The 18,601-nt window shown below is 68.2% G+C and carries 16 protein-coding genes; 8 read left to right on the top strand and 8 right to left on the bottom strand.

The window, feature by feature from the left end; all coding sequences use genetic code 11:
- Positions 1–90: 90 nt before the first annotated feature.
- The 4 genes from ACLB9X_RS23200 to ACLB9X_RS23185 all read left to right on the top strand — a co-directional run bounded on the left by ACLB9X_RS23200 (position 91) and on the right by ACLB9X_RS23185 (position 4,266).
- Entirely contained in the window at positions 91–873 is a 783-nt protein-coding gene (locus ACLB9X_RS23200; RefSeq protein WP_410362304.1) for an O-methyltransferase, read from the top strand.
- Between the two features lie 310 nt (positions 874–1,183).
- Entirely contained in the window at positions 1,184–2,536 is a 1,353-nt protein-coding gene (locus ACLB9X_RS23195; protein ID WP_410362303.1) for an O-antigen ligase family protein, read from the top strand.
- A gap of 373 nt (positions 2,537–2,909) precedes the next feature.
- Positions 2,910–3,656, top strand: coding sequence for an FkbM family methyltransferase (locus ACLB9X_RS23190; protein WP_410362302.1), 747 nt, complete (start codon positions 2,910–2,912; stop codon positions 3,654–3,656).
- Between the two features lie 136 nt (positions 3,657–3,792).
- The gene (locus ACLB9X_RS23185) at positions 3,793–4,266 is read left to right on the top strand and encodes an acyltransferase (RefSeq protein WP_410362301.1); all 474 of its coding nucleotides are present in this window, start codon (positions 3,793–3,795) and stop codon (positions 4,264–4,266) included.
- Here ACLB9X_RS23185 and ACLB9X_RS23180 read toward each other — a convergent pair.
- The 5 genes from ACLB9X_RS23180 to ACLB9X_RS23160 are packed head-to-tail and all read right to left on the bottom strand — an operon-like array spanning position 4,241 to position 9,992.
- Complete coding sequence (locus ACLB9X_RS23180) at positions 4,241–5,389, bottom strand: glycosyltransferase (protein ID WP_410362300.1); 1,149 nt, start codon at positions 5,387–5,389, stop codon at positions 4,241–4,243. The two genes, ACLB9X_RS23185 and ACLB9X_RS23180, sit on opposite strands and share 26 nt — an antisense overlap.
- Before the next feature lie 29 nt (positions 5,390–5,418).
- Positions 5,419–6,114: a WbqC family protein gene (locus ACLB9X_RS23175; protein WP_410362299.1), complete on the bottom strand. Its 696-nt coding sequence runs from the start codon at positions 6,112–6,114 to the stop codon at positions 5,419–5,421.
- Complete coding sequence (locus tag ACLB9X_RS23170; protein ID WP_410362298.1) at positions 6,111–6,761, bottom strand: PIG-L deacetylase family protein; 651 nt, start codon at positions 6,759–6,761, stop codon at positions 6,111–6,113. Before ACLB9X_RS23170 ends, ACLB9X_RS23175 begins: the two co-directional genes overlap by 4 nt.
- Positions 6,762–6,778: 17 nt before the next feature.
- Positions 6,779–8,578, bottom strand: coding sequence for a GNAT family N-acetyltransferase (locus ACLB9X_RS23165; RefSeq protein ID WP_410362297.1), 1,800 nt, complete (start codon positions 8,576–8,578; stop codon positions 6,779–6,781).
- Positions 8,579–8,624: 46 nt separating this feature from the next.
- Positions 8,625–9,992, bottom strand: coding sequence for a lipopolysaccharide biosynthesis protein (locus tag ACLB9X_RS23160; protein WP_410362296.1), 1,368 nt, complete (start codon positions 9,990–9,992; stop codon positions 8,625–8,627).
- 884 nt (positions 9,993–10,876) lie between these two features.
- Between ACLB9X_RS23160 and ACLB9X_RS23155 the strand changes: the two genes are divergently transcribed.
- Positions 10,877–12,379: a DUF4012 domain-containing protein gene (locus tag ACLB9X_RS23155; RefSeq protein WP_410362295.1), complete on the top strand. Its 1,503-nt coding sequence runs from the start codon at positions 10,877–10,879 to the stop codon at positions 12,377–12,379.
- A 111-nt stretch (positions 12,380–12,490) separates the two neighbouring features.
- Positions 12,491–13,318 carry a class I SAM-dependent methyltransferase gene (locus tag ACLB9X_RS23150; protein WP_410362294.1) on the top strand — a complete coding sequence of 276 codons (828 nt, stop codon included), beginning with the start codon at positions 12,491–12,493 and terminating at the stop codon, positions 13,316–13,318.
- 151 nt (positions 13,319–13,469) lie between these two features.
- Here ACLB9X_RS23150 and ACLB9X_RS23145 read toward each other — a convergent pair whose 3' ends face one another.
- Genes ACLB9X_RS23145 through ACLB9X_RS23135 form a run of 3 tightly spaced genes read right to left on the bottom strand, consistent with a single transcriptional unit; the run spans position 13,470 to position 16,122 of the window.
- On the bottom strand, positions 13,470–14,090 hold the full coding sequence (locus ACLB9X_RS23145; protein WP_410362293.1) for a low molecular weight phosphatase family protein: 621 nt from the start codon (positions 14,088–14,090) through the stop codon (positions 13,470–13,472).
- 14 nt (positions 14,091–14,104) lie between these two features.
- Positions 14,105–15,211, bottom strand: a complete 1,107-nt coding sequence (locus ACLB9X_RS23140) for a glycosyltransferase (RefSeq protein ID WP_410362292.1) — start codon at positions 15,209–15,211, stop codon at positions 14,105–14,107.
- Positions 15,208–16,122, bottom strand: a complete 915-nt coding sequence (locus ACLB9X_RS23135) for an FkbM family methyltransferase (protein ID WP_410362291.1) — start codon at positions 16,120–16,122, stop codon at positions 15,208–15,210. Before ACLB9X_RS23135 ends, ACLB9X_RS23140 begins: the two co-directional genes overlap by 4 nt.
- A 197-nt stretch (positions 16,123–16,319) precedes the next feature.
- Here ACLB9X_RS23135 and ACLB9X_RS23130 point away from each other — a divergent pair, with 197 nt between their 5' ends.
- Complete coding sequence (locus ACLB9X_RS23130) at positions 16,320–17,519, top strand: glycosyltransferase (RefSeq protein WP_410362290.1); 1,200 nt, start codon at positions 16,320–16,322, stop codon at positions 17,517–17,519.
- A gap of 5 nt (positions 17,520–17,524) precedes the next feature.
- Positions 17,525–18,502 (top strand): NAD-dependent epimerase/dehydratase family protein, encoded by a 978-nt coding sequence (locus ACLB9X_RS23125; protein ID WP_410362289.1) that lies wholly within the window; start codon positions 17,525–17,527, stop codon positions 18,500–18,502.
- The last annotated feature ends 99 nt before the right edge of the window (positions 18,503–18,601 follow it).

The following is an 18,601-nucleotide window of genomic DNA, read 5'->3' as shown; positions in this document are numbered from 1 at the left end:
GCGAAGAAATGCAATGCCTCTCCCAGTCGTTCTGCCTTGCCCCCCTGAGTGTCTGTCCGATTCAGCTGCCGTGGAAATGTAGGTGACTTCGTGCGTCGCTTGTCGATGGTCCGTCAATGGGTCAAGCACTCAGGACTTGTTCCTGTCGCTTCGCTGGTCAGCGGATACCTCGCCGTGCATGCCGTTCCGACCGGAGTGCGGCGGTATACGGCGCCGGCCATCGCCGACTTCGTCGAGAGTGGTGGATCCCTCTCCACGACGGCGGCCGCCTTCGTCCAGACTCTGGGATGGAGCATGCCTCAGGTCTCAGAGGTGCTGGACGAGTACCAGGAGGTCGAGTCACGGCTGAACGACCGGTACAAGGAATGCGAGCTGGAGTTCCCCGTGACCCACGGCGTGGAAGCCGAGACCGGCGCCTTCCTCTACGCCGTCGCTCGGTTGCTCAAGCCGAACAGGGTGGTCGAGACGGGAGTTGCGGACGGTCGCTCTTCGTTCATCATCATCTCCGCTCTCGAGCGGAACGGCTGCGGAACCCTGCACAGCTTCGACATCAAGGATCACGTGGGCAAGCTGGTGGGGCGTCACCCGCAATGGCATCTGCAGATCTCCAGGGCAGAGGAGGCAATGTCCTCCTTCGTCGCCGCAATGCGTCGGCTCGAGGCGATCGATCTGTACTTTCACGACAGCGACCATCGCTACCTCAGTCAGCTCATCGAGTACGAACAGGCATGGCGCCTCATGACACCCGGCAGCGTGTTCGCCAGCGACGATGTCGACGACAGCCGTGCGTTCTTGGACTTCTGCCACAAGGAAGGAACGACTCCTTCTCTGCTCCTCGATCGCAGGAAGGTCATCGGCGCGGTTCGCCGATGACCTTGGTCGACCGGCTCGTCGGCGGCTCGCTGCACCCAGGAGCTCCGTGTGACACGGCCGACGCGGGTGAGGGTCGGCGACCGGACCGCTGGGGATGTCCGTACACCCCTCCGGCGGGCATCCGCCGGGCTCGTTGCCCCCGGAGGAGTAGCCCGTTCCGCGCGCCGGATCCGCAACGGCCCGCGCCAGGGCAATACTCGGCCCTCGACATGTCCAAGGATGCCTGCTCATTGTTCTTCCGTCCGCACCTGCGACGTATCGGCGGGACTCACACGAGGAGCTGTCCTGTCTGCGGCGGAGGAAACACGTGATGCCGGTAATGTCCCGACAGGCCGCGCCGATCTTGGCTCTCACGGTTGCGGTGTCGTTGATCGCCCACTTCGTGGGCCGCGGGCCGCTCTCCGTGGCTCTCACTGCCGCGATTACGCTCTCGGCGCTCTTCCTGCCCCCCGAAGTCCTCCTGACAGCAGCGATCGTGACGGGCAGTGGTCTGGGTTTCACCGCCCTCCAGGCCCCTCTCGTGGGCCAGCTGCTGCTGAGTGATCTGCTGCTGCTCGCCTGCCTGGGCTGTCTCCTCCAGCGGCGTGCGGGCGAAGCGAAGCGCGACAGGTTTCTCGCCGTATGCCTGGCGCTGTTCGTCGGCTGGTCGCTGCTGGCCACACTCCTCGCGGGCACATCGGCGACCCCGCTCCTTCGGATCGCCGTCTACGGGGCGGTGTTCCTCCTCCTGGCCCGTCACCGGACGAACCGGAGGTCGGTCTACACCATCGTCGTCTGCTACGCGCTGGTCAACATCGTCGGCGGAGTGATTGAGGACCAGACGCGACTGGTCGGCCTGTACATCGGCGATCCCGCGCAGACCGGGGGCCTGCTCCTGGCGGCACTGTGCCCTCTGCTGACATCGGAAGTCCGGACGCCCTGTCCGCGGCTCGTCGGCGCCGTGCTGCTCTGTGGCATCTTCCTGACGCAGACCCGAAGCGTCTGGTTCGCCACGGTCGTCGTGCTGGTCATCTGGGCCCAGAAGAAGGTGACGCTGCGCAGGTTCCTCGTCGTGTTCACGACGCTCGCCCTGCTGGGGTTGACGACCGTCAGTTGGGTCACCAGCATGTTCGGGCTCAACTCGGCCAGTGGCGACTACCGCTGGCAGACCATCGAGGCAGGCCTGCGTCGGGGATTCGCAAGCCCCCTCTTCGGCAGTGGATGGGGCTACGCCTCGTCCGGCCGCGACCACTCTGTGCCGTCCTACCTCTACCAGGCAGTGGACTACGTCCTTCCGTACAACCTGTTCGTGTGCGTCTTCGCCTCGGCGGGCGTACCGGCCGTACTGCTTCTCGCCCTCTTCATGTGCCGCCTGTTCCACCGTCTGGTGGCGAAGCGCGGCGCTCCGCTGCTGTTCACGGCGGCGGTGCTCGCGATGTCGCTCACGGAGATGACGCTGTACGCAGGATCCATGCTGACGCTGCTGTTCTTCACGTACGCGGGTTTGGGGCTGGGCCCGTCCGATGCACCAATGCCGTCGGACCGACCGACGACGGCAGGAGGGGGGCCCTCTCGTGCGTCGGCGGAGGGCCCTGCCGCTCATGCGGGTGTCGTTCCCGAGGGCTCGCCGACCGGCGCGGTCTGCGGAACAGCACGTGGCAGTGATCTGACGAGGCGCTGCTGAGTTGGCGCCGAGACGGACGAGGCCGGGCACCGCCTGGTGGTCCGCAAACGGCCGCCACGGGCCCCGCACCGTGACCATCGCAACCCACGCCTCCGGCGTGGAACGACGCCGCACCCACCCGCGACAGCTTGGCGTGTCCAGGTCTGCATTTCATCTGCGACCGTAATAATGGGATCTTCGATTACGGAATCACTCTCGCCGGCACGCGCGACGGCAAGTAAATGTGCATAGGCAGCGATGGTGGTGTGTGCCATGACCTTCGTTGGCTGCATGGTCGAGCTTGTATTCGCGTCCTCCCTCGGACATGAATCTCTGCCTTTGGTGACTGCTGCGTCCGTTGTCGGACCGATCGGTGCCGGAAAGGGAAACAATCATGCGGATCTTCCTCGATGTCGGGGGGCACTACGGCGAATCGCTGGACATCGCCCTTGACCCCCGATGGGGATTCGACAAGATCTACTCGTTCGAGCCCGCCCAGGCCTGTCTGCACCTGCTGCGAGGTTTCCGTGACGCCCGGCTGACTGTCGTGCCGACAGGACTCTCGAACAAGCGGGGGTCGGCGACGCTGTACGGGAGCGGTTTGCTGGGGGCGAGTGTGTACGCGGACAAGAGCCAGGCGAGCACTCATCTCGAGGAGGAGACGATCGCCTTGGTCCGAGCCACCGACTGGCTGGTCGCGAACACATCGGCTGACGACCAGATCTACCTGAAGCTCAATTGCGAAGGCAGCGAGTGCGACGTGCTCGAAGACCTGCTGGACAGTGGTGTGATCGATCGCATGCAGAGCATCTATGTCGACTTCGACGTACGGAAGATCCCGAGTCAGGCTCACCGGCAGGAGAGCGTCGAGCAACGGCTGCGCGACCGACGGTGCCACTTCGTCACGCCCGATGTCCTGACCAGTCCGGCCGGCAGCGCCTCGGTGAAGGAGTGGCTGGAGATGGTGAGTCCCCCAAGCACCGGCCCGAGAGCGTTGCGCTACCGTCTCGGTCTCCACCGGCCCGCGTACGTCTGGGCGGTCTCGGTTGCGAGGACAGTCCTGCCGGGGGCCGTGTACACACAGGCCGCGCGACGTCTCGGCAGACAGGCGCGCATGCGCTCCAAGGCACACAGCGGCTGACCCGCACCGGGAGGTCTGCTGTGGCGATTCGGAGGGGGCGTCGAGAGCAATGAGGTTGCTACGGGCATGGGTGAACGTGCCTCCGAGGTTGCGCGGGGCGCGCATCGGAACGGGCTCGTACATTTCGCCACGCGCCGTGCTCCAGGAGCACGCACACATCGCCATCGGGCAGCGAACCATGGTCGGCCGCCATGTGGAGCTGGTCCCCCAGGGAGGCTTCATCACGATTGGAAGCGATTGCAGTCTGAACAACTACGTCGTCCTGTACGGCGCCGGTGGCATCACCGTGCATGACGGCTGCCGTATCGCGACCGGTGTCGTCATCGTCGCCTTCAACCACGAGTTCGGAGACCTCACGCGCCCCATTCACCGCCAGCCGATTACCGCTCGGGGAATCGTCGTCGAGTCCGATGTGTGGATCGGGGCGCGCGCGATCCTGCTGGACGGGGTGACCGTGGGCCGGGGGAGTGTCATCGGGGCGGGGTCGGTCGTGACGCGCGACGTCCCGGAGTACAGCGTTGTTGCGGGAAATCCGGCGCGCGTGGTGCGCCACCGAGACCCTTCCGGGGACCACGGAGCCGGCTCTACCGTCTCCCTGCGGCATCCGTGACCAGGAGGCGGCGGTAGAGGCCGCCGAGTTCGTCGAGGTTGGTGGAGAAGCCGTACGTCGCGAGTGCCGTTCGCCGCACTGCGGCAAGTTGCCCCGGTCCGGGCGAGGATGCCAGGGCCTCGCGCAGACCCGTTGCGAGCGAGACGGCGTCAGCCGGTACCAGCGAGACGCTGGGCCAGCTCGACGCGGCGGCCGGAATCCCGCCGACGGAGGTCGCCACGACGGGGACGCCGGCGGCCGCTGCTTCCAGAAGCGTCCTCGGCAACCCCTCGTCCCTCGACGAGATGACGAAGAGATCGGCACATGCGAGCTCTTTCCTCACCTCATCGAGGCTGCGGGCTCCGAGGAATTCGACATGCTCCGACAGCCCCAGCCGATCGGCCTGACGGAGGAGCTTCGCCTTCTCCGGACCGTCACCCACGATGCGCAGGCGTGTCGTCGGTGCCGACTCGACGAGCGTGGTCATTGCTGTCAGCAGCATGTCGTAGCCCTTGGACGCAACGAGCCTGCCGACAGTCAGGAGTGACGCCGTGGGCCCGGCCAGCGGAGGCCGGATGCGCTCCAGTGGCTCCTCCCAGACCGGCAGGAGCCGCGGCGGCACAAGATCGGACGGGATGCCGCGACGGGCCAGCGCGTCCACCATCGACTGGGCGACGACCCTGCGCGCAGTGGCGCGACGGGCGAACGCGACAACGGCCCGCTCGAGCACGGCCCTGCGCCAGCGGCCGAGCGAGGCAGCCGGCAGCGCCAGATAGTCGGCGTGGATGTCCATGAGCCATGGACGCCGGACGATCAGTGACACGATCCAGGCTGACAGCCAGCCCCATGGCTCGGCCCCGTTGATCACGACGGTCTCGCCCCTGCGCACGGCCGCTCGGGCGAGGCGCACCCCGAGCCGTACCGATCCGGCGGCCCAGAGCAGGGACCGCGGACCTGTATGGCGCGGACGCCGTACGACGTACATCGAGCCCCGGTCGGACTCCAGACGAGGCCCCGCCCAGACGCACCAGGCGTGGCCGAGCCTGTCGGCCAGCGCGTTCCACGAGCGGAAGTCCGCGGAATCCTCGACGGCGGCCTGCCGGTGCCCGGAGATCGTCACGACGGTGATGCGAGGCTGCACCACGGCGGCTGTGGTAGAGCGCGGCGTATCCATCAGTTCGCTCCGAGTCGGTAGCCGGAGAGCAGCGCGGGGAGTTCGGCCGGTGCAAGCCGCGACCAGGCATCGACTGCGGAGAGGCAGGGCACGAAGCGTCCGCCTTGAGGGTATGTCGGATGGTCGAAGTCGAAGAACCGCACCGCGATGTCATGGTCGGCGAAGGCAGTCAGGTCCAGGTAGTCGCGTCCGGAAGGGCCGGCGATGTACTCGTCGGCGCCTGCCGCCTTGCACAGACTCAGGATCAGGTCGCTCTTGCTCCCGGTGGCAGCGAGTTCGCTCGCGCGCATCTGCGGCACCTTGACGTCGAACTGCGAGAGCAGCCAGTCCGCGAGCTTCAGGTTGAGGTCTGCCAGGAGGGACCCGGGTGACGCGTCGTCAATCGCCGCGAGTAGTGGTTCGAGGCGGTTCGCGCCCGGTGTACCGGATACGGCCTGGGCCAGGCGCCCGCGGTAGCGCCGTCGCCAGTGGGGCGTGTCGGCGACTCGCACCTCACGGATCAGGGTGCCGAAGGGTGCGTTCACCGGGACGGTGAGCCATGTCTCTTGCCCGGCAAGCAGCACCCGGTTGCGGTTCTGGAAGTAGTTCTTCCGGTACGGGACCGAGTCGAGGACGATCCACAAGTCCGACGCCGCGACCTTGGCCAGCAGGCCCAGCCACGGCAGGTGCTCGGGCTGATGAATCGTGACCCTCACGCGAGCACTGCTTCCAGCCGCGAGACCTCGAACGCCTCGCCGTACTGTGCGCGCATCTCGTAGCCGCGGTATCGCGAGCGGGCCTCGACGCCCTCGATCCACTGCTCGCCGTACTTCTCGAGTTCTGAACGATGGCAGCGCAGAGCCTGCAGCTTCGCCGTGATCGTGTCGTCGATGTTCATGTAGAGCTGCGGGCGGAAGCCGACGTAGCTGCGTCCGGATGGTGTGATCGGTTCGTACATCAGCACCGAGTTGTAGTACCTGCTCGCCGCGATGGTCGCCAGGGCCGTGTTCGCGTGGGACCGATGGGTGTCGAACGGCCAGTGGGTGAACACCATCGTCGGACGGAAGTCGTCGACGGTCTCGTTGATCGCCTCCACGACGGTCGAGTGGTTCTCCACGTCCTTCGCCGGGAACTGCAGGATATCGAGGTCCTTGACCCCGAGCGTCGCCGCGGCTTCGTACCCTTCCTCCGTCGCGACGTCGGCATCCCGGAAATGGCTGCCGTTGTAGCTGGTGTACTCGGAGGTGCTCATCACGAGAAAGCGCACCTGCGCCCCCGCCTGCACCAGCCTGGCAGCGGTGCCGCCGGCCGCGAGTTCGATGTCGTCGAGGTGGGCCCCGACGAACAGGCTGCGTTCAAACATCGGATTGCTGCACAACATCAGGGCTTCCTCCTAGAGAACGTCGGCCGCCACAACGACCGCGACAACCAGGCAGCCGGAGCGGCACCCTGGACCTTGAGACAACGCAGTGTCGCGGCGAGGGCCACGGCGACAGGTTCTGTGTCGAAGTCCGCGGCTCGCTGTATGAGTTCGGATCGGGGTGTGCCGGCACCCGGGAGACGCGCGGCGGCCACGGCCAGAGCTGCCATGCGCGCGAGATCCCCGTCGGGTGCGACGTAGCGGTCACGCAAGTCGCCTGCGATGTCCGAGCAGCCGCCGACGTCGAACGAGACGCAAGGGACCCCCAGTGCCATGGCCTCGAGTACGACTCGGGGGAAGCCCTCCTGACGTGAGGGAACGAGTACGCAGTGCGCTTGCGCCATCGCCCAGGCGGCGTCGGAGTTCGGCACTTGCCCGGCCAGGAGCAGGGCCTCGGTGCTGAGCTGCGCACGCAGCGGCCCGTCTCCCAGCACCAGGAGCTCCGCCGCGGGCAGCTCCTTGCGGATCTCTGTCAGCAGGTGCGGCAGGCTGTCCGCGCCGCGGATGGTGTCGAGACCATGCACATAGACGAACCGGTGAGGAGACGTGAGCCAACGCCGGACGACCTCCTGCGAAGCGAGCTCGGGCTCGACGGCCGCGCGGGTGCGCCATGCCTCCTGGTTGACGTCGTTGCTGGCAAGGAGAAGCCGGTCCTGCTCGATCCCGTACCGGTCGGCGTACTCACCGAGGAGACGTGGCGGGCCGGTGACGACCGCGTCGACCACCCGGCGCAGGACGAAACGATGAAGGACCCGTCCCACGCGCAAACGAAGACCGAGGCGTCGGACGTCCGGCGCGAGGCCGGTGCCGCCCGACGACCACAACGCGACGCGCCATCCGCCCCCCAGCCGACCGGCCAGCGCCAGGAGCGCCGCCAGTTTCCAGTGGATACGGACGAAGATGACGTCGACCCGTTCCCGCCGTGCCCGGGCCACAAGGCGGACGAAGGCGCGTGCCCAGCCCAGGCTCAACCGCAGGCCCGGCAGGTCTGCGGGATCGCCGTACTGTACGGCGGTCGCCCGGGTCGTACGTGACAGGGCGTCGACGAGCGCTGGGACGTGCGCGGCGTGTCCGCTCCGCATGCCCGCCGTGGTGAAGACGTACCATATACGCACTTTCCCCATCGGGGGCAGTGGGTCGGTCGAGAGCAGCAACTTGCCGGCTGGAGTGGTTCCCCTGACATGGAAGCCCGCGCGGGTGTACAGGGCGAGGGCCGGCCCGTTCTGGGGGTCGCAGTTGATCGAGACGACGCCGCACGATTGCACGAAAAGGCGGGCGAGCATCCAGGACGCGATGCCGGTGCCCCGGTGGTCGGGATGAACGGCGACGCGGTTCACATGCACGCCGGTCGGCCGGCGGGAGGCAATGAGGAAACCGACCGGCTTCCCCGCCGCCATAGCCACGAGGCTCAGTTCGGCCTTGCCGGGAAGCTCGCGCGTGAAGTTCTCAAGCTCCCAGGGCTCGTCGTCGTAGTGGGCGCCGGCCTCGTGCACCAGGCGTTCCAGTTCGACCAGCGCACCGAGAGCATCGTCCGGCAAGTCCCCCAGGCGGCAGAGGACTTGTCGGTGGTGAGCGGCCGAGGTCGTCCCCGCCGTGCCGTGCATCGTGAGGTCTCCTGATCGCGTTGTGGTTCCGCTTGCCAGACTGGCACGGCACAACGCGATGACCTGGCCCGACGAGCCGTCCGCGCAAGCCGGTGCACCCCGACGGCGTATCCACTCGGAGGGGAGTACTGCCTTGGCCGCCTGATCGCGCGTCACCCGAACACAGCGCTTGACCATCGCCGTCCGCCACAGCGGGCCCGCCTTACGGCGAGGTACTTTTCGCTTGCTCCGGGAGCGGTTCTGCCCTTGAAACCGCAGGCGGCAGTGATCTGACGAGGACGCGGAGCACGAGGAACCAGCATGCCGTGCTCAACGCCAGCAGGCACAGCGAACTCGAGGCGTAGGCCAGCGTCATGCGTTCCGGGTCTGTCCAGATGCGGGTCACGGCGACCAGCACGGCCAGTTGGCAGACGCCCTCGGCTGTCAGGAACACCAGCCGGACGCCGGGGAACCCCAGGGCCGTCGGCAGCACCTTGCCCCAGATCACCGTGCCGCGCAGCGCGGCCCCGACCAGAAGTACCACCGTCGCCGTCGACAGCACTGTGTACTCGGCGCCGTACACCAGGCCGAGCAGTACTCCGGTGAGGGGAGCCGCGACCGCCACCGCCAGCGCCCCGACCGCCCCGGTCAGCGCACTGGAACGGAGGGCATCCCTCAGCACCGCCGTACGGTCTCCATGAGCTCCGGCGAGCGCCAGGCGCGGATAGAGCTGCGCTGCCACGGGGCTGATGACGGTCAGGAAGAGGCGGCTCATCGACGTGGCCACCTTCAGATACGTCACCAGCGTGGGGCCCCCCAACACCCCGGCAAGCACCGACACACCGCTCTCCGAAGCAGCGGAGACCGATCCCGTCGCCGATGTCTTCACCAGGAACGGCATGAGGCCCGGGGGCAGTGCGACGGGCTCGGCGGCAGGCGGGCCGCATGCTTGGCGCACCTGCCGGACAGCGCCGGTGGTGAGGACGACCGTGGAGACCAGACCGGTCACCACGGTCGCCGTCAGGTAGCCGACCTGGCCGGCCATGAGCAGCCCTGCCAACGTGACCACACACCCGAACACGGCGAGTGCGAGACGGACAGTGCCCAACCGGAACAGCTGGCCGGTGAGGGCGTAGCCGGCCGAGGCGCTTCCCGCGGGTGTCGCGACACCGGCTCCCAGCACGGCGGGAACGAGCAGCCAGAGCAGCTCGGCGGAGAGCCATCCAGCGGCAGAGGCGGCGAGGGCCACCAGCACGCCCACGATCGTGGCCAGCAGCCCGGAGGCGAAGTCCAGCCGGACGAGCTGGTGGTACAGCTGGGTGCCTCGGCCCGCACCGCGCAATTGCTCCGCCGGCACGTAACGCTGCTGCGCGTCCTCCAGGCGGGGATCCCACAGCAGGAACCAGACCGTTGCCAGGGATTGCACGAAGAGCACCTGCCCCGCCTCGGCACCGCCCACCTGCCGCACCAGCGCGGCCGTGGTGACGAAGGAGAGCACCGCCTCCACCTGGCCGGAGACGGTCAGGGAGCTGAACGTCCGCAGGTGGCGTTTCCAGGCACGCCGTTTGCCGCCCGGCCCCGACGGGTTCACAGGCTCACGGGGAGCGGGTGGTCGACGGCACGACGGCGGGCGGCAACAAGCCCTACGGTCACCACACTCCGCGGGTCACTGCACGCCCCTCGTCGCACTTTCAGCACTCCGTACGCTCCTCCATGGCTCTGCCGGGCCATTGACGCATGCCCGCAGGGCTCCCGTCCCGACTCCTTGTGTGTGTTCGTCGGGCACCACCCTGATGCAGCAGCACCACACCGCAGCGCTGCGTGCACGCCAGAGTGCCCTGGACTGGGGGCCTCTTACGCCATCCGGTGGTTTCGGGGAGTTCGAGCGCTCGGACACCACACGGGGGTTATGTATGCATGAACCGGCCCGAGGGGTCGCGATGCGCAAGGAACGGACCCGAACCGACTTGAGGAGCGTGAAGAGATGACGGCCCCATCGAGATGGCGTTCCGCCTCGCTCACTTCTTGTGAGGCGCCGGCGGACCTGCCCCGGCCGCTCCGATGAGTACTCGTCGTCCGCGTTCCTGGGTGGAATGGAAGAGTCGGATCCGGCTCAGTCGACGAGTCGAAGCGGATCCGCCGGGGCCGTCGCTCCGGCGGCGTGCCGCATACGTCGTCGGGGCGGCCGCGTTGCTGTGTCTGGCCGGCGCCGGGTGGATCGTGGGCACCGGGCTGATCGCCCGTTCCGAACTCCTCGCCTCACAGCAGTCCTTGGAGGCACTGCGGCAATCGGTTTCCGGGCCTGCGGCGAACGCCGCCCCGGCGGCCGGTCCGCAGCGGTCGGCGGATCCGAAAGCGGCGATGCGGTCCGCGGCAGGGCACGCCGCCCGGGCCCATCGCCTCACCTCGGGCCCGGCCTGGTACATCGCCGCTCGGGTGCCTTTCATCGGCCGGCCCCTCACTACGGTGCGCGGTGTGGCGCACACCGCCGACCGCTTGACGCACGATGTGCTGCCGCCGATGGTGGGCCTGGCGGCGGGAGGCGAGAACTCTCGTGACGTCGGCCTTCAGGCCATGCTGACCAGGCTGGGCAGGTCGGCTCCGGACTTCGAACGGGCGGCACGGGTGGCCGCCGACATGAGGGACGAGGCTCACGAACTGCCGCCCACCACATGGATGGCGGCCGCCGACCAGGCGCGGATCCAGATGGTGCGCCAACTCGACCGGCTCGCCCCGGTGCTGACCGACGCCGCCGTGGCGGCACGTGTGGTGCCGCCCATGCTGGGAGCGGACAGTCCCCGGCGGTATCTCCTGGTCTTCCAGAACACCGCCGAGGCGCGTGGCACGGGCGGGCTGCCCGGAGCTTTCGCCGTCATTACCGTCGAGCAGGGGGAACCGCGTTTCGAGACCTTCGGCACAGACTCGATGCTGGCGGAGGCCGAGCCCTCGATCGATCTGGGCGCTGAGTACACGGCCCAGTACGGGCGCATGGACCCCACGGGCACCTGGGCCAACTCCAACGTCAGCCCGCACTTCCCCTACGCTGCCCGCATCTGGGCGGCAGCCTGGCACGACCACAGCGGTCAGCGGGTGGACGGCGCGATCGCCCTCGACCCCAGCGGACTCGCACGCCTGTTGCGGGTGACCGGTCCCGCGCGGATGCCGGACGGTACGGTTCTCACTGCCGACAACGCGCTGGACCTCGTGGAGCGGGACGGCTACGTACGCTTTCCGGACAGCGTGCAACGCAAGGCGTTCCTCCTCGATGTGGCCCGCACAGCCGCCGCGACGCTCGTGGACGCCCTCGACGATCCCGAGCAACTCCCCGGAATGGCCAGGGCCATGTATGACGTCATGGCGGAGGAACGCCTGAAAGTCTGGAGCGCCCGGGACGACGAGCAACGGCTGTTGATGACCCGGCCCTTGGCCGGCGCGCTTCCGGTGACCTCGGGCCCCTTCGCCGGCGTGGTGGTCAACAACGCCGCAGGGGGAAAGCTCGACTACTACCTGGACCGCGAGCTGCGCTGGATGCCCGGCCGCTGCACCCGGGACGGACGGCTGGTCACCGCGCGGATCACGCTCACCAACCGCGCCCCCGCCACGGGGCTTCCCCCGTACGTCACCCAGCGCGGCGACAACCCGCCCTACCCGACACAACCCGGTGACAACAGGCTGCTGGTGTCCTACTACGCCAGCAAGGGCGCACGACTGACCGCGCTGACTGTCGACGGCCGTCCCGCGATGCTGCACAGCGGTGTCGAGCGCGGTTACCCGGTCTTCACAGCCGACCTGGAACTGCCCGCGAACAGCAGTCGCACCCTCACGCTCCGGCTCGTGGAGCCGGTCAGTCATCGTGCTCCCGTGCTCCTGGGCCAGTCGCTGGTCACGCCACTACGAGCCAGTGTGGCGCCCTACCCGGCATGCGGTGCCTCCAGTAGGGCTTGGTCAGGCTCATCCGTCGGCGGCGGGCCCGGATGACGGGCTGTGTCGGCGAGGGCTGCCTCGGACGTGATGCACGACCCGAGAGCACCTGATTGGCCGTCGAGTCAGCGCCGTTCTCCACTCGACCCGCCACTACCCTCGCTCTCTATGAAGCTGGCGACAATTGCCCGGAACAGCATCCGGCCGGCGTATTTTCCCGTGATGGCCCGCAAAGTGTATTCACGTACACGATACGCAACCACGCGCGAGCGTAATGCCGCCGCTGTGTGGGCCGCCGCAGAAGCGCAGGACATGGACACATGGGCGCGGGGGCAGAATGCCGGTCTGTGGGAGGAATCTCTTACTTTCACGCATCGCCTGGAAGAAGAAGCTCGGCCCCGCATCGCCGATCTGCGTGTACGTGGCGTGGAACTGGGTGGGGGCGGAGCCAATCAGCTGCTCTACTTCCTGACGCGGTTGCTCGCTCCGCGCGTGGTGCTGGAAACCGGCGTGGCAGCCGGGTGGTCCACCACCGCCTTCCTTGGCGGGATCCGTGCCAACGGGTACGGCCATCTCTACTCGAGCGACTTCCCGTACTTTCGGATCCCTCATCCGGAGCGGTATGTGGGATATCTCGTGCCGGAGGAAGTCAAGGGGCCGTGGACTCTGCTGTTGAAGGGCGATCGACGGAACCTGGAAGAGATTCTCCTTCCGGGTGTCACGGTGGATCTGGCGCACTATGACTCCGACAAGAGCCGAGCCGGAAGAGAGTGGTTCATGCGGCGCGTGGCCGGCCATCTCGCGCCGAACGCGGTCGTCGTCATGGATGACATCAACGACAACCTGTTCTTCCGTGACCATGTGGCACAGTGCGATACCGAGTTCCGTGTTTTCGCTTATGGCGACAAGTACATCGGAATGATCGGCGATCCGGCCGAAAGCAGTGACGGGAACCACGATGTCGCAGGTGACCCAGGAGAGAGAGAAAGAGCCTGAACGGGGTCAGGGCCCAGGCAGTGCGCTGAGGGCCGCCGTGGAGTGCGGTTACCCGAGGGACGCGAAGGGGTTCGACGGGCTGTCGGTGCAAGCCCGCACCGGCCTGTGCCGCCTGAACGGCCGAGAGTGTGCCCCTGTGGCTGGACGCCCCTCAACCGACGCCCATTGCCACGGCGATTCGTGCCACCGACTCCTCGATGCGCTGCACGCACTCCCGCGCCACTGCCTCACTGCCCCCGAGCGGGTCGGCCACGTCGTCATCGACTCCGTCCGCCGGGGCCGCACCGCGCCGCGCAGCGGCCCCCGCGACGAGAGCGGCGAACCTGGCGGCCGGATCCACCACGTCCGCGCCGTCCTCCGCCCTCACCAGCCGGGCGAACTCGCGCAGGCTGAAGGCCCGGGACAGGGCTCGGACAGGTGCCAGGCGTACGGCCGCCTCACGATGCTCCGTTGCCACCCCGAGTACCAGATCCGCACGTTCGACAAGTCCGGCCGTCAGTCGGCGGGCACCCGTCTGCGACGGGCTCCCGCCCCGTGCGACGACCGCGGAAGCGGCCGCGGCCTCCATCGGCGTGCCGGGGACGGCCCGTGTGCCGGCGCTGCTGAGATGGATCGCCTCCCGCACCGCGGCCAGCCGCTGCCTCAGCAGGCATTCGGCGAGCGGGGAGCGGTAGAGATTGGCGGTGCACACGGTGAGCACACGGAATTCCGGCACGCGCGGCGTGCCGGAGGGAGAGTCGCCGTCGAGCACCACGCCCGTACGCATTTCCATGAGATCGCCCTCCACTAATCGCGCACACCGCCCGTCGTGGCGACGCCGTACAGCTCGTCGAACCACGCCGCTGTCGCCTTCACGTCCACCGCCTCGGCACCGGCGCGTGCTCCGGCGGCGAGCTTCGCATGCACGTCGGGATGCATGGCCCGCAGCATGCCATCGGCCAGCCGCTGCGGCGAGCCGTGCGGCACGAGGATGCCGTTGTCGCCGTCGCGCACCAGGTCGGGCACACCGCCGACCGCCGTGGACACCACCGGCACGCCGGCCGCGATCGCCTCCATGATCACCACGGGCAGGCCTTCGTACGTGGAGGCCAGCACCAGCGCATCCGCAGCAGCCACCAGGCGATTGGCACCCTCAACGGCACCCAGGAACCGAACGCGGTCCCTCAGCCCACGCCGACCGATCTCGGCGAGCACCTGCTCCCGCAGGGGCCCGTCCCCGGCCAGGACGAAAAGAGCATCATCGCGCTCGGCGAGCACCTGCTCAGCCGCTTCGAGCAGCAGTGCATGATTCTTCTTCGCATTGAGGTTGGCCACACACGCGAACACGAAGGCGTCCAACGGGATGTCGAACTCCGACCTCACCTGCTGCGCCCGCTGGGCCCATGAGCGCTGGACGCCGACGTCTACGCCGTGGATCCGCGTCCGCACCTGACGTGCTCCACGCACCGTACGAGCGGTCGCCACCTGTGGCGACACGGCCACCGTGACGTCGTCCAGCCAGCGGGTCGACCGGTCGAGCAGCATCGTGAGCGGGCGGTACCAGACCTGATGCACCGTGGAGACCAGGAACGGTCGGCGACGCATCAGGTACAGGAAGGGGCGCAGCACCGCCGCCGGCGCGGGGGAGTGGACGTTGACGATGTCGGGGGACTGCTTTCGCACGACGCGCACCAACTTGGCGTAGCGCAACCACTGCGGGCAGGCTTGCAGATCGACGACGTTCACGCCGCAGTCACGCAACTCGTTGGCCAGTGTCTCGGTTGAGGCGTGGAGGAAGACAACGGTGTAGTGCCGCTCGTCGCGGGGGGCGCGACGAAGTCGTTCCACCAGAAGCACCTCGGCGCCACCGACGTCGAGTGTCTTGATGACCTCGCAGATCCGGACCGCCGTCACCGTGCCGCCTTTCGTGCGCCGTGCCTGCTCGCCCGGGACGTGGACGGGCCGGCTTGCCGTTCACGGCTCTCGCGCAGCCGGGCCTCGACCTCGGCGAGGCGTTCCCGCGACACCGCGAAGACGTCCGGCCCACTTGCCGGCCGGCCGGGCACGAGCCGGTTCATCCGGGGCTCGTAGTACATGAAGTCGTATCCGTGGTCCCCGAGCCATTGGCGCACCTCATGGACCGACGAGCCGAACCGTGCGAGGAAGGGGTCGACGAGTTCGAGGAACCACACCGGCGGCTCGGCACGGGACAGCAGCTTCTCCGCGCCGCGCAAACCGCGGTGCTCGGCGCCCTCGATGTCGAGCTTGCCCATGGCCCAGGAGCGGTCCGGCAACGTCTCGTCGATGCGTACGACCCGCGCGGACACGACCTCGCCGACGTCCTCCGGGGTCCGGATCCGGGAACCGGTCCCGCGCAGCACGAAGGGCAGCGTGCCGGGAGTCTCTCCGACCGCCAATTCGTGCACCGACACGCAACTCAGCCGATTCTTTTCCACGTTCGCACGCAGCCTCTTCACGTAGACCGGGTGAGCCTCAAATGCGTGCACCTCGCCCCGGGGCGATACGAGTTTGGCCGCCAGAAGAGTGAAGATTCCCTCGTTGGCGCCTCCGTCGATGAAACCGTCACCGGGACGCAGATAGCGCTTCATGAAGGTCATGGCCTCGAAGTCCGGCAGGCCGCCGTAATAGAGCAAGCGGCCCACCTGAGTGCTGTCAGGGTGGGCCCGGAACCGCATGTCGTCGTAGACCTTCAGGTCGAAGGGCCTCGCCACCAGGCGTTTGTGCGCCTGCCAGAGCGTCATGCGCGCGTATGCCCCGGGGCGGTGGCCCCGGTTGGCCGGGTGGTTCCAGATCAGTCTGAGCATTTCCCGCACGGTAGTCGGCATGGGCCCCTACTTCCGACGCAAATGGCAGCGCATTTGCCGTCATCCGTCACCTGAATGAGAAGACCCGGCTGGGTCTGTGCTGTTTATATCCGGCGTGACCTGGTGTGCCGAGGCCGCCACGCGGGTTTCCCGGGCGCTTGACGGACAGTCGACTGTGCTCCGCCTAATATCGGTACATGTCGACCGCCATGCAGCAAACCAGCGGTTCCGGAATTCCTCGCCTGCGCGTGATGCGAGTGATCGCGCGAATGAACATCGGTGGTCCGGCCGTCCAGGTGTCGGCACTGATGCGTGGCATGGATCCCGAGCGGTTCGACCATCGTCTGGTCACCGGACACGTGGGGCCGGACGAGGCGGACCACTTGGACCAGCGGGCACCCGACCTGCCGGTACACCGGATCAACGGCCTGGGGCGTGCCGTGCGCCCCTCGGACGACGCACGCTGCCTCGCCGAACTCGTCACGGCCATGCGTCGGTTCCGTCCCCACATCGTCCATACGCACACGGCGAAAGCCGGCGCGCTCGGCCGGACCGCCGCCGTGCTGGCCCGGGTGCCCTCACGAGTGCACACCTTTCACGGCCATCTCCTGCACGGCTATTTCTCCCCGGCGAAGACCAAGGCCGTGGTGGCCGCCGAACGCGGGCTCGCGGCCCTCACGGACCGTCTGGTCGCCGTGGGCGGGCGGGTACGTGACGATCTCGTCGCCGCGGGTATCGGAAGGGCCGCTCAGTACACGGTGGTTCCGCCCGGCACCAGTCTCGCCCCCGCGCCCGACCCCGCGAAGGCCAGGAGCATGCTGGGACTCCCGCAGGGGTGCCCGGTGGTCGCGTACGTCGGGCGCATCACCGCGATCAAGCGTCCCGACCGTCTCCTCGCCGTCGCCCGCGAGGTGCACCGCGCCGTACCGGAAGCCCGCTTCGTTGTGTGCGGAGCGGGAGACCTCCACCCGGATCCGGACGCCGTCGCCGAACTCGGCGACTCGCTGCATCAGCTGGGCTGGCGCGCGGACGTCGAGACCGTGTACGCCGCCGCCGACATGGTGCTGCTGACGTCGGACAACGAAGGCATGCCGGTGAGTCTGATCGAGGCGGGTCTCGCCGGGCTGCCGACCGTGGCCACCGACGTCGGCAGTGTCGCGGAGGTCGTACAGGACGGAACGACAGGATTCCTGGCTGCGCCAAGGACCACCGACCTCGCACGCCACACGCTGACTCTTCTGCGCAACCCGCAGCGGCGCCGGGAGATGGGGGCGCAGGCGCGAGCGTTCGCCACCCGGCGCTTCGGCGAAGAGCGCCTGGTGGCCGACACACAGGCCCTCTACACCTCCATCGCCGTCGCCCGCGGCTGGTGGACCGCACCCTCGTCCGAAAGGTGAGCACAGTGAACGTCCTGATTACCGGAGGTGCCGGGTTCATCGGCGCCAACCTGTGCCGCGAGCTCGTGTCACGTCCGAACGTGGGCAAGGTCATCGCCCTGGACGACCTGAGCACGGGCTCCCCGGCCAACCTCGCGGGAACCGACGTGGAACTGGTCGAGGGCAGCATCCTCGACGCCGGACTCCTCGACAGCGTCGTGCCCGGCATGGACGCCGTCGTGCATCTCGCGGCGCGCCCGTCCGTGCCGCGCTCGCTGGCCGACCCGTTCGCCAGTCATCACATCAACGCGACCGGCACGGTCACCGTCCTGGAGGCATGCCGGCGCGCGGGCGTCGCCGTGGTCGCCGCCTCGTCCTCCTCGGTCTACGGAGCCACCGCCGTCCTGCCGAAGCACGAGGATCTGGCGACCCGGCCACTGAGCCCCTACGCCGCGAGCAAGCTCGCCACCGAGGCGTACGTCCTCGCTTACGGAGCCTCGTTCGGCCTGCCCACTCTGGCATTCCGCTTCTTCAACGTCTACGGGCCGTTGCAGCCGGCCGGCCATGCGTACGCCGCCGTGGTCCCGGCCTTCATCGACGCCATGCTGCGCGGCACACCCGTACGGATCTTCGGCGACGGACTGCAGACCCGGGACTTCACCTATGTCGGCACCGTGGTCCGGGTGCTGGCCGACGCGGTGATGCACAAGGTCTCGTGCGACCGTCCGGTGAACCTCGCACTCGGCACCCGGGTCACCGTCCTCGACCTCGTCCGGGAGCTCATGGACATCACCGGACTGCCGGCCGACATCCGGCATGAACAGCCGAGGGCGGGGGACGTCCGCGATTCCCAGGCGGCGGGCGACCTGCTGCGCGAACTCTTCCCCGATGTCCTCCAGGTGCCTCTGGAGGAGGGACTCGCGAGGACGGTGAGCTGGTTCCGTACCCTCCCCGACTATGCGGTGCGGCAGCCCGCGGAGACCGTTTCGGTCGACGTGGGCTGACGGTCGATGCCGATGACCTGCTCGTTCAGCGCTGGAGCCGGGAGCGGTCCAACCACTGGGAAGAGTGGCTGGACCGCTCCCGCCGGCCGAGCCGGCAGA

Origin of the sequence: Streptomyces sp. 5K101, assembly GCF_046506645.1 — a bacterium.
Lineage (GTDB): Bacteria > Actinomycetota > Actinomycetes > Streptomycetales > Streptomycetaceae > Streptomyces.
The sequence above is the reverse complement of the archived record's forward strand: the minus strand, read 5'-3'. Positions and strand labels throughout refer to the sequence as shown.

What these genes read in the sequence shown, in the direction of transcription:
- ACLB9X_RS23145 (WP_410362293.1), bottom strand. Translation starts at nt 14,090, where the DNA reads ATGGAAATGCGTACGGGCGTGGTGCTCGACGGCGACTCTCCCTCCGGC.
- ACLB9X_RS23195 (WP_410362303.1), top strand. Translation starts at nt 1,184, where the DNA reads ATGCCGGTAATGTCCCGACAGGCCGCGCCGATCTTGGCTCTCACGGTT.
- ACLB9X_RS23190 (WP_410362302.1), top strand. Translation starts at nt 2,910, where the DNA reads ATGCGGATCTTCCTCGATGTCGGGGGGCACTACGGCGAATCGCTGGAC.
- ACLB9X_RS23135 (WP_410362291.1), bottom strand. Translation starts at nt 16,122, where the DNA reads ATGCTCAGACTGATCTGGAACCACCCGGCCAACCGGGGCCACCGCCCC.
- ACLB9X_RS23130 (WP_410362290.1), top strand. Translation starts at nt 16,320, where the DNA reads ATGTCGACCGCCATGCAGCAAACCAGCGGTTCCGGAATTCCTCGCCTG.
- ACLB9X_RS23170 (WP_410362298.1), bottom strand. Translation starts at nt 6,761, where the DNA reads ATGTTTGAACGCAGCCTGTTCGTCGGGGCCCACCTCGACGACATCGAA.
- ACLB9X_RS23150 (WP_410362294.1), top strand. Translation starts at nt 12,491, where the DNA reads ATGAAGCTGGCGACAATTGCCCGGAACAGCATCCGGCCGGCGTATTTT.